8 protein-coding genes are annotated in these 7,772 nt (G+C 66.4%); 5 read left to right on the top strand and 3 right to left on the bottom strand.

Features of this window, described 5'->3' with window-relative positions:
* A partial coding sequence (locus tag Q4P07_RS12955) for a cell wall metabolism sensor histidine kinase WalK (protein WP_303375331.1) occupies nt 1–676 on the top strand: 676 nt, incomplete at its 5' end.
* Between the two features lie 107 nt (nt 677–783).
* The gene (locus tag Q4P07_RS12950; protein WP_303375332.1) at nt 784–2,406 is read left to right on the top strand and encodes an MFS transporter; all 1,623 of its coding nucleotides are present in this window, start codon (nt 784–786) and stop codon (nt 2,404–2,406) included.
* Here Q4P07_RS12950 and Q4P07_RS12945 read toward each other — a convergent pair.
* The gene (locus tag Q4P07_RS12945; protein ID WP_303375330.1) at nt 2,375–2,926 is read right to left on the bottom strand and encodes a GNAT family N-acetyltransferase; all 552 of its coding nucleotides are present in this window, start codon (nt 2,924–2,926) and stop codon (nt 2,375–2,377) included. The two genes, Q4P07_RS12950 and Q4P07_RS12945, sit on opposite strands and share 32 nt — an antisense overlap.
* A 74-nt stretch (nt 2,927–3,000) precedes the next feature.
* Here Q4P07_RS12945 and Q4P07_RS12940 point away from each other — a divergent pair, with 74 nt between their 5' ends.
* A complete protein-coding gene (locus Q4P07_RS12940; RefSeq protein WP_303375329.1) occupies nt 3,001–3,459 on the top strand; it encodes a GNAT family N-acetyltransferase in 459 nt (152 codons plus the stop codon).
* A 75-nt stretch (nt 3,460–3,534) separates the two neighbouring features.
* On the opposite strand, the gene Q4P07_RS12935 is transcribed toward Q4P07_RS12940, so the two are convergent.
* Nucleotides 3,535–6,333 carry an aconitate hydratase gene (locus Q4P07_RS12935; RefSeq protein WP_303375328.1) on the bottom strand — a complete coding sequence of 933 codons (2,799 nt, stop codon included), beginning with the start codon at nt 6,331–6,333 and terminating at the stop codon, nt 3,535–3,537.
* Nucleotides 6,333–6,665: a cupin domain-containing protein gene (locus Q4P07_RS12930; RefSeq protein ID WP_303375327.1), complete on the bottom strand. Its 333-nt coding sequence runs from the start codon at nt 6,663–6,665 to the stop codon at nt 6,333–6,335. Before Q4P07_RS12930 ends, Q4P07_RS12935 begins: the two co-directional genes overlap by 1 nt.
* Before the next feature lie 132 nt (nt 6,666–6,797).
* Here Q4P07_RS12930 and Q4P07_RS12925 point away from each other — a divergent pair, with 132 nt between their 5' ends.
* The gene (locus tag Q4P07_RS12925) at nt 6,798–7,514 is read left to right on the top strand and encodes a sulfite exporter TauE/SafE family protein (protein ID WP_303375326.1); all 717 of its coding nucleotides are present in this window, start codon (nt 6,798–6,800) and stop codon (nt 7,512–7,514) included.
* Nucleotides 7,515–7,615: 101 nt separating this feature from the next.
* Complete coding sequence (locus Q4P07_RS12920) at nt 7,616–7,756, top strand: hypothetical protein (protein WP_303375325.1); 141 nt, start codon at nt 7,616–7,618, stop codon at nt 7,754–7,756.
* Nucleotides 7,757–7,772: the final 16 nt, after the last annotated feature.

Below are 7,772 nucleotides of genomic sequence, written 5' to 3'. Positions count from 1 at the left end.
ACTGCGCACCCCGATCGCCACCCTGACGATCTACTGCGAGGGGCTGACCGACGGAGTGATCCGCTGGGACGAGGACACCCAGCAGGTGCTGACCGAGCAGACCGATCGCCTGGCCCGACTGACCGAAGACATCGACGAGGTCTCCCGTGCCGAGGAGGGAAGGATCACCCTCGAGCGCGAGCGCTGCCCGGTCAACGATTTGATCCGCACGGCCGCCGCGTCCAACCGCGAGAACTACGTCCGGCACGGTGTCAGCCTCACCGCCGAGACCGACAGCGACGCGAGCCTCGTCGTGGACGTGGATCCCGCGCGCCTGGCCCAGATCCTGGACAACCTGCTCGCCAATGCCCTACGGCATACCCCCCACGGAGGCAAGGTGCGCCTGCACGCCCGCGCCGCTGGTGAGGAGGTCGAGATCATCGTCACTGACACCGGGAACGGCATCACCCCGGCACAACTGGCGCACGTCTTCGAACGGTTCTACCGAGGCGACGACGCGCGCGATCGAGACCACGGCGGCTCTGGCATCGGCCTGACCATCAGCCGCGCGATCGCTAACGCGCATGGGGGCAGCCTCGTGGCAACCAGCGACGGCCCCGGCCACGGCGCCACCTTTACCTTGGCCCTACCGCGACTCAATGGCCCCCGTTCCGGTGCAACTTCACGCCCCGGATGACAACGCCGAGTCGATGCCCTCGACGTCGTGTGTGGAGGTACCGTTTCCTGGGGCCGACGTCGACGACCCGATCGTCGCACTCATCGCGAGAAGAGCTGGGTATGTCTATGACCGCAAGGGAACGCCGTCGCTGGGCCGGCCTTCTTTTCATCAGCATCGCCGTCTCGCTGATCATCGTCGACTCCACCATCGTGAACGTCGCGATTCCCTCGATTGTCGAAGACCTCGACATCACATCGACCCAGGTGCAGTGGGTGCAGGAGGCCTACACCCTCGTCTTTGCGGCCCTGTTGCTGGTGTTTGGAAGCCTCGCCGATCGTTTCGGGCGGCGCAGGTTGATGCTGCTCGGAGTCGTCATCTTCGCGGTGTCGTCGGTCGCCGCCGCACTGGCACCTACGGGCGACATCCTCATCCTCTCGCGCCTGGTCCAGGGTGTCGGCGGAGCCATGATCCTGCCCACCACGCTCTCGCTGATCAACGCGACCTTCCGAGGCAGGGAGCGCGGCATCGCCTTTGCGGTGTGGGGCTCAACCATCGGCGGGATGGCCGCGGTGGGCCCGCTGCTCGGTGGGTGGCTGACGACCGCCTTCTCCTGGCGCTGGGCATTCGGGATCAACATCCCCCTCGGGATCATCATCATCATCGGTGTCCTGCTGACGATCACGGAGTCCAAGGACGAGCACCCCAGGGCAATAGACGGCGTAGGGGCAATCTTGTCGGTCGTCACTTCGGCCACGCTGGTCTTCGGACTAATCGAAGGGCGCACCTACGGCTGGTGGAGCACCCAGAATGTGCCCGCGATCGGCGGCTGGACTTGGCCGTGGGCCCTCTCGCCGGTGCCACTTGCGTTTGCCGTGTCGCTCTTGGGGCTGATCGCCTTTGTCGCTTGGGGTATGCGGCGCACGCGGCGGGGCCACTCCACCATCATCGCCTTTAGCTTGTTTGCGATCCCCTCATTCCGCAACGGCAACATTGCCGCTCTCGTGGTGTCCCTCGGCGAGTTCGGCATCATCCTCTCGCTGCCGCTGTGGTTGCAGTTCGTGATCGGGTTCGACGCACTCCAGACCGGTGCCATCCTGCTCGCGCTCGCTATCGGCTCGTTCATGGCCAGCGGCTTTGCGGGTGCCCTGAGCAACAAGGTCGCGCCCGTGACGATTGTGCGTGTGGGCATCGCAGCCGAGATCATCGGCGTCGCGGGTCTGGGGTTCGTCATCGCGCCCGACACGTCCTGGCCGCTGTTGCTGCCCTTCCTCTTCGTCTACGGCTTCGGCGTGGGTCTGGCCACCGCCCAACTGACCGGAGTCGTGCTGCAGGACGTCCCGGTGACCGAGAGCGGGCAGGCGTCCGGGACGCAGTCCACCGCCCGGCAGGTCGGATCGGCGCTGGGCATCGCGATTCTCGGCACAGTGCTGTTCACCAGCACAGCCGGCCTCCTCAGCTCCAAGCTTGATGCTGCTGGCCTTCCGGAGCAGCAGCGCGACCAGGTCGTCAATGCGGTCGTCGACAGCGCGGGCGGTGCGATCCTGGGCCTCGAGCGGAGCCCCCAGACGGCGCCGGCAGCGGAGGCTGCGAAAGAGGCGTTCTCCGAAGGCACCCGCTATGCCGCGTTCTCGTCGGCGGGGTTCCTCGTCTTCGGTCTGCTCGCGACGCTATCCCTTGGCTCAGGACGCAGGCCCGAGGACGAGAGCGCCGATGGCCTCACAGAACCGCAGACACGCGCAGTTCCGTGACGCCAGGCCTCGGCAAGATCATCGCGTGGACCGGCTCTTCAGAGGCGGGAAGCCACTGCGGTCGAATCCGCCCCACCTCTTGCCATCCACGGCTGAGGTAGAGATTCACCGCATCGAGATGGCCGGCCACCACGTCCAGCACTGGCGCACCGCCACCAGCGAGTGCCCTCTCCGTGGCCCGAGCCAGCAGCGCCGAACCGATGCCGCGCCGAGGGTGGCGGCGATCGGCATACAGGACACTGATGCAGCGCAGCTCCGTGATCGGCACACCGTGCGCGCTCGCCCACAGCCGCCCGAGTTCGTCGTCCGCGACTGACTGGATCGCGACGTGACCGACGACCTTGCCGTCGAGTTCGGCAACCCACGCCTCGCGTTCGCTGGGACGACGAAGAAAGCGCTCGGGCCCGCGATCTGGCGGCCAGTGGAAGGGATACTGCGTCTGCGCCTGCTGCCTGGCGAGGATGTCGATGAGCGCCGGAATATCGACGTCGCACCGAGGACGGGTCACCACTTCGGACACCAGCCGAGTGTAGGGGTGCGGGTTGGTCGAGAAAATCAGAGGCGTGAGAGTAGCGGTCCGCCTACAGTCCAGCCATGCCCTCCATACCGTTCGTGCCGGTCGGGTTTGAGCCACCGGCCCTTCTGGCCACCGATAGGTTCCGACTCGAACCGCTAGGACCTCAGCACAACCACTCTGACCACACGGCGTGGACATCGAGCATCGAGCACATCCGGGCGACTCCGGGCTATCCGGACGGTGACTGGCCCCCGCTCGACGGGATGTCGCTGGAGGCAAACCTGGCTGACCTGCGGCGTCATGCCGCTGACTTTGCGGCAGGAATCGGTTTCACGTTCACCGTGCTCGACCTGGCTGATCGTGGGGTCATCGGCTGCGTCTACCTCTACCCGGCGGAGTCCGCGGCGTATGACGTCACTGTCCAGTCGTGGGTGCGTGCGGACCGGGCCGACCTCGACGGGCCGCTCGCTGACGCCGTCTCCGCGTGGCTCGCCGCAAAATGGCCGTGGGAGCGGGTCGAGCGTCAGGGCCGCTGAGACTGGCTCACGCCGGGAGCAGATCGCGGCGCGAAGAACGGGCTCACCGCGCTCTTGCCGCAACTCCTCGCCGACCTACGGTTCGTCGTGGGAGGACCCAGCCAGCAATTGACGGAGGACGAACTGCAGGATGCCGCCATGCCGGTAGTAGTCGGCCTCCCCGGGCGTATCGATCCGGACTAGCGCGTCGAATTCCACGTCGCCGGCTCGCACGTGCACTGTCTCGGGGATCGAGTCTTGCAGTGCCGTCACTCCCGTCACATCGAAGACCTCCTCGCCCGTCAGGCCCAGTGAAGCGGCGCTCTGACCCTCGGGGAACTGCAACGGCAGGACGCCCATCCCGATCAGGTTGGAGCGATGGATGCGCTCGTAGGACTCGGCGATGACGACCTTCACGCCCAGCAGGAGGGTGCCCTTGGCCGCCCAGTCTCGGGAGGATCCGGAGCCGTACTCCTTGCCGGCCAGCACCACCAGTGGGGTGCCGTCGTCGATGTAATTCTCCGAGGCAGCGAAAATCGTGGTCGCGCCTTGCTCGTCGCTTGAGTGTCCGGAAAGATCTCGGGTGAAGCCACCCTCGGTCCCGGGTGCGAGTTGATTGCGAAGCCGGATGTTGGCGAAGGTTCCGCGGATCATCACCTCGTGGTTGCCCCGCCGTGACCCGTAGGAGTTGAAGCTCTTCTGCTCCACCCCGTGCTCGAGAAGGTAGGAGCCAGCGGGACTGTCCCGGGTGATCGATCCGGCGGGACTGATGTGGTCCGTGGTCACCGAGTCGCCGAGAAGAGCGAGCACCCTCGCGCCAGTGATGTCGGCGAGCGGCTCGGGGTCGGCGCCCATGCCATCGAAGTACGGGGGTTTGCGCACATACGTCGACGCTTCCTCCCAGGCGAAAGTCTCCCCTTCGGGGATCTGCATACCCTGCCACCGCTCGTCACCGGTGAAGACGTCGGCGTAGCCCTTGGTGTACATCTCTGCCTTCAGATGCTCGTCGATGACCTCGTTGATCTCCTGCGTCGAGGGCCAGATGTCACTCAGGAAGACCGGCTCACCGTCGCTGCCCGTGCCCAGTGGGTCGGTCAGCAGATTGACGTGCATCGTCCCGACCAGTGCGTAGGCGACCACCAACGGTGGGGAGGTGAGGAAGTTCATCTTCGTCTGCGGATGGATCCGACCCTCGAAGTTACGGTTGCCCGACAGGACCGAACACACCGTGAGGTCCTGGTCGGTCACCGCTTTGCTGACCTCGGGGATGAGCGGGCCGGAGTTGCCGATACAGGTAGTGCAGCCGTAACCCACGAGGTTGAAGCCAAGCTGGTCCAGGTATGGAGTCAGCCCGGAGCGGTCGTAGTAGTCGGTGACCACCCGTGATCCGGGCGCCAGGGACGTTTTCACCCACGGCTTGCGCGTCAACCCCCGTTCCACCGCCTTCTTGGCCAGCAGCGCGGCGCCGATCATCACCGAGGGATTCGAGGTGTTGGTGCACGACGTGATGGCTGCGATCACCACGGCACCGTTGTCGAGCGTGACGTCGACATCGTCGATGGTGGCGGTCACCGGGGTGCTGGGCCACTCGTGGTCTCCGTCGCAAGCACAGGGCTTGCTCGGTTGGTCGCCGGGGCGATCGTGACCGATCGCGATCGAGTCGCTGGCTGGGAAGGACTCTCCAGAAGCCTCGTCGAGGCCCGCATCGACTGCCTCCTCCTGGCTCTTGCCCGCGAGCAGAGCCGCGACCGCGTGCGGTGCGATCCGCAGCGGGATCCGGTCATGCGGTCGTTTCGGGCCCGCGATCGATGGCTCGACGGTGGACAGGTCGAGTTCGAGGACCTGGGAGTAGGTCGGCTCGTGGTCGGGGTCGTGCCAGAGGCCCTGCTCCTTCGCATACGCCTCGACGAGCCGGATCGCTTGCTCGGGGCGCCCGGTCAACTGCAAGTAGTCAAGGGTCACTTGGTCGATCGGGAAGATGGCGCAGGTGGCGCCATACTCCGGGCTCATGTTGCCTATCGTGGCCCGGTTCGCCAGCGGCACATTGCCCACGCCAGGTCCGAAGAACTCGACGAACTTGCCGACCACTCCGGTGCGCCGCAGCATCTCTGCGACGGTGAGCACCATGTCGGTGGCGGTGCTCCCGGCCGGGAGTTCACCGATGAGCTTCATGCCGAGGACTGGTGGAACCAGCATGCTCATCGGTTGGCCGAGCATCGCGGCTTCGGCCTCGATGCCGCCTACGCCCCAGCCGAGCACCCCCAGGCCATTGACCATCGGCGTGTGCGAGTCGGTGCCGACGAGCGTGTCGGGATAGGCCAGGACACCGGACGCCGTCTGCCTCGTGAACACCACGCGGGAGAGGTACTCGAGGTTGACCTGGTGGCAGATGCCCGTGTCCGGCGGCACCACGCTGAAGTCGGTGAACGCCTGCTGCGCCCAGCGCAGCAACTGATAGCGCTCGGCGTTACGTTCAAACTCCAGCTCCGCGTTCAGCGTGAAGGCGTCTTGCCGCCCGAACACATCGGCAATCACCGAGTGGTCGATCACGAGCTCGGTCGGGACCAACGGGTTGATCTGCGAAGGGTCACCGCCGAGCTCGGTGATTGCGTCGCGCATGGCGACCAGGTCGACCACACAGGGCACGCCGGTGAAGTCCTGCATCAGCACCCGGGCCGGGGTGTAAGCGACCTCGCGCCCGTGGGCTGCGGTCGGGTCCCAGTTGGCCACGGCCTCGACCTGCTCGTGGGTGACCTGCCGCCCGTCCTCGTTGCGCAGCAGGTTCTCCAGGAGCACCTTGAGGCTGTAGGGCAGTCGCTCCGATCCAGGCAGCTGGTCCAGCCGATGGATCAGGTAGGTCGTGTCCCCGACTGTCAGTTGGGTTGGTGAGCTCATCAGTTGTTCACCGCCACGGTGAGGAGGAAGACTGCATCTGTCTGCGCCTCGACGCTGTGTGGTGCGTCTGGGATGGTCAGGTGATCCCATTCACGGCCCGGCCAACGCACCGTGCCCGCGACGAGCTGGACGCGACCACTGATCACCAACAAGGTGGCTTCGCCGGGGCTGTCGTGCTCGGCGAGCTCCTGCCCCGCCTGGAGCGCGATCAGGGTCTGGCGCATCCGCTTCTCATGGCCGCCAAAGATCGTGTCGGCTGCGCGGCCACTCTTGGTCTGCGCGGCACGGGCGGCCAACTCGCGCGCCTTGGCCTGCAGGCTCAATTTGTCCATCGCGCTCTCCTTCGAGCAACCTGACCTTCGCAACCTGAGGCCCAGGTCGCGTGAAGCCTTGTCGACTCTCTCTGTTCTACCAGTGCCACCCAGTAAGGACAACCAGTTGCCCTGGATGGGATCCTGGCTGACGTGGAACTGGTCCTGGCGTTCGTGGTGCTGCTGCTGGCCGCGGGCGCGCAGGCGGTGACCAGTTTTGGCTACGTGATGCTCAGCGTGCCGGTGCTGGCGCTGCTCTTCGATCCGCACACCGCGGTCGTCGCGGCGGTGATGTCCAGCGGTCTGACGACCCTCTTCGGCTGGCGTCGCGAGCGCGCCCACGTGGACGGGCGGTCGGTGCGATGGCTGACCCTGGGTGGGATCCTCGGCATACCGGTGGGGCTGCTGATCTTCACCCGGGTCGACGCAAACCTGCTGCTGCTGGCGATCGGCGTGATCACCCTGGTGATGACGGTGCTCATCCTGGCCCGGACGCGGCTGCCGGGAGGTGTGCCGGCCGAGCTGACCGCGGGTCTCATCAGCGGCGCGTTGGTCACGACGACGGGCACCAACGGGCCCCCCATCGTGCTCGCGCTGCAGGCGCAACACCTGCCGCCGCCAGTGTTCCGCGCGACCATCCAGGCGATCTTCACCCTGCAAGGTGTCGTCGCGGTCACCGGGCTGGCGATCACCGGCAAGATCACGGTGCTGGCCCTGACCCTGGTAGCCCTCAGTGTGCCGGCCGGCTTGATCGGTTGGCGGCTCGGAGACCGGATCTTCCACCGGCTGACCCCCGAGCGGGTCCGTCTGGTCGTCCTGGCGGCCCTGCTGGTGAGCGGGACCACACTGGTGATCGCCGCGCTGAGTTGAGCCGCAGGCTCGCCCGGCTGGAGCATTGCCGACCGTGGCAACGTGGATCGGCGTACTGTGGTGAGCGTCGGGTCATCTCGACCCCACAGACGGGATCCCTCATGTCGGACAAGTCACCGCACGGCAACTCGGCGAAGAAGCCGGGCAAGTCCATCAAGGAGAAGCGCGCCGAGAAGCACGCGCGGGCGGAGGCGAAGTCTGGCGTCGAGGAGTTGCTCCCGCCGAACGCCAAGCGCCGCTGACGAACGCCACGCGCCG

The organism is Ornithinimicrobium sp. (genome assembly GCF_030537745.1).
GTDB lineage: Bacteria > Actinomycetota > Actinomycetes > Actinomycetales > Dermatophilaceae > Ornithinicoccus.
Note: the sequence above shows the minus strand (reverse complement) of the source record. Positions and strands in the feature narration are given on the sequence as shown.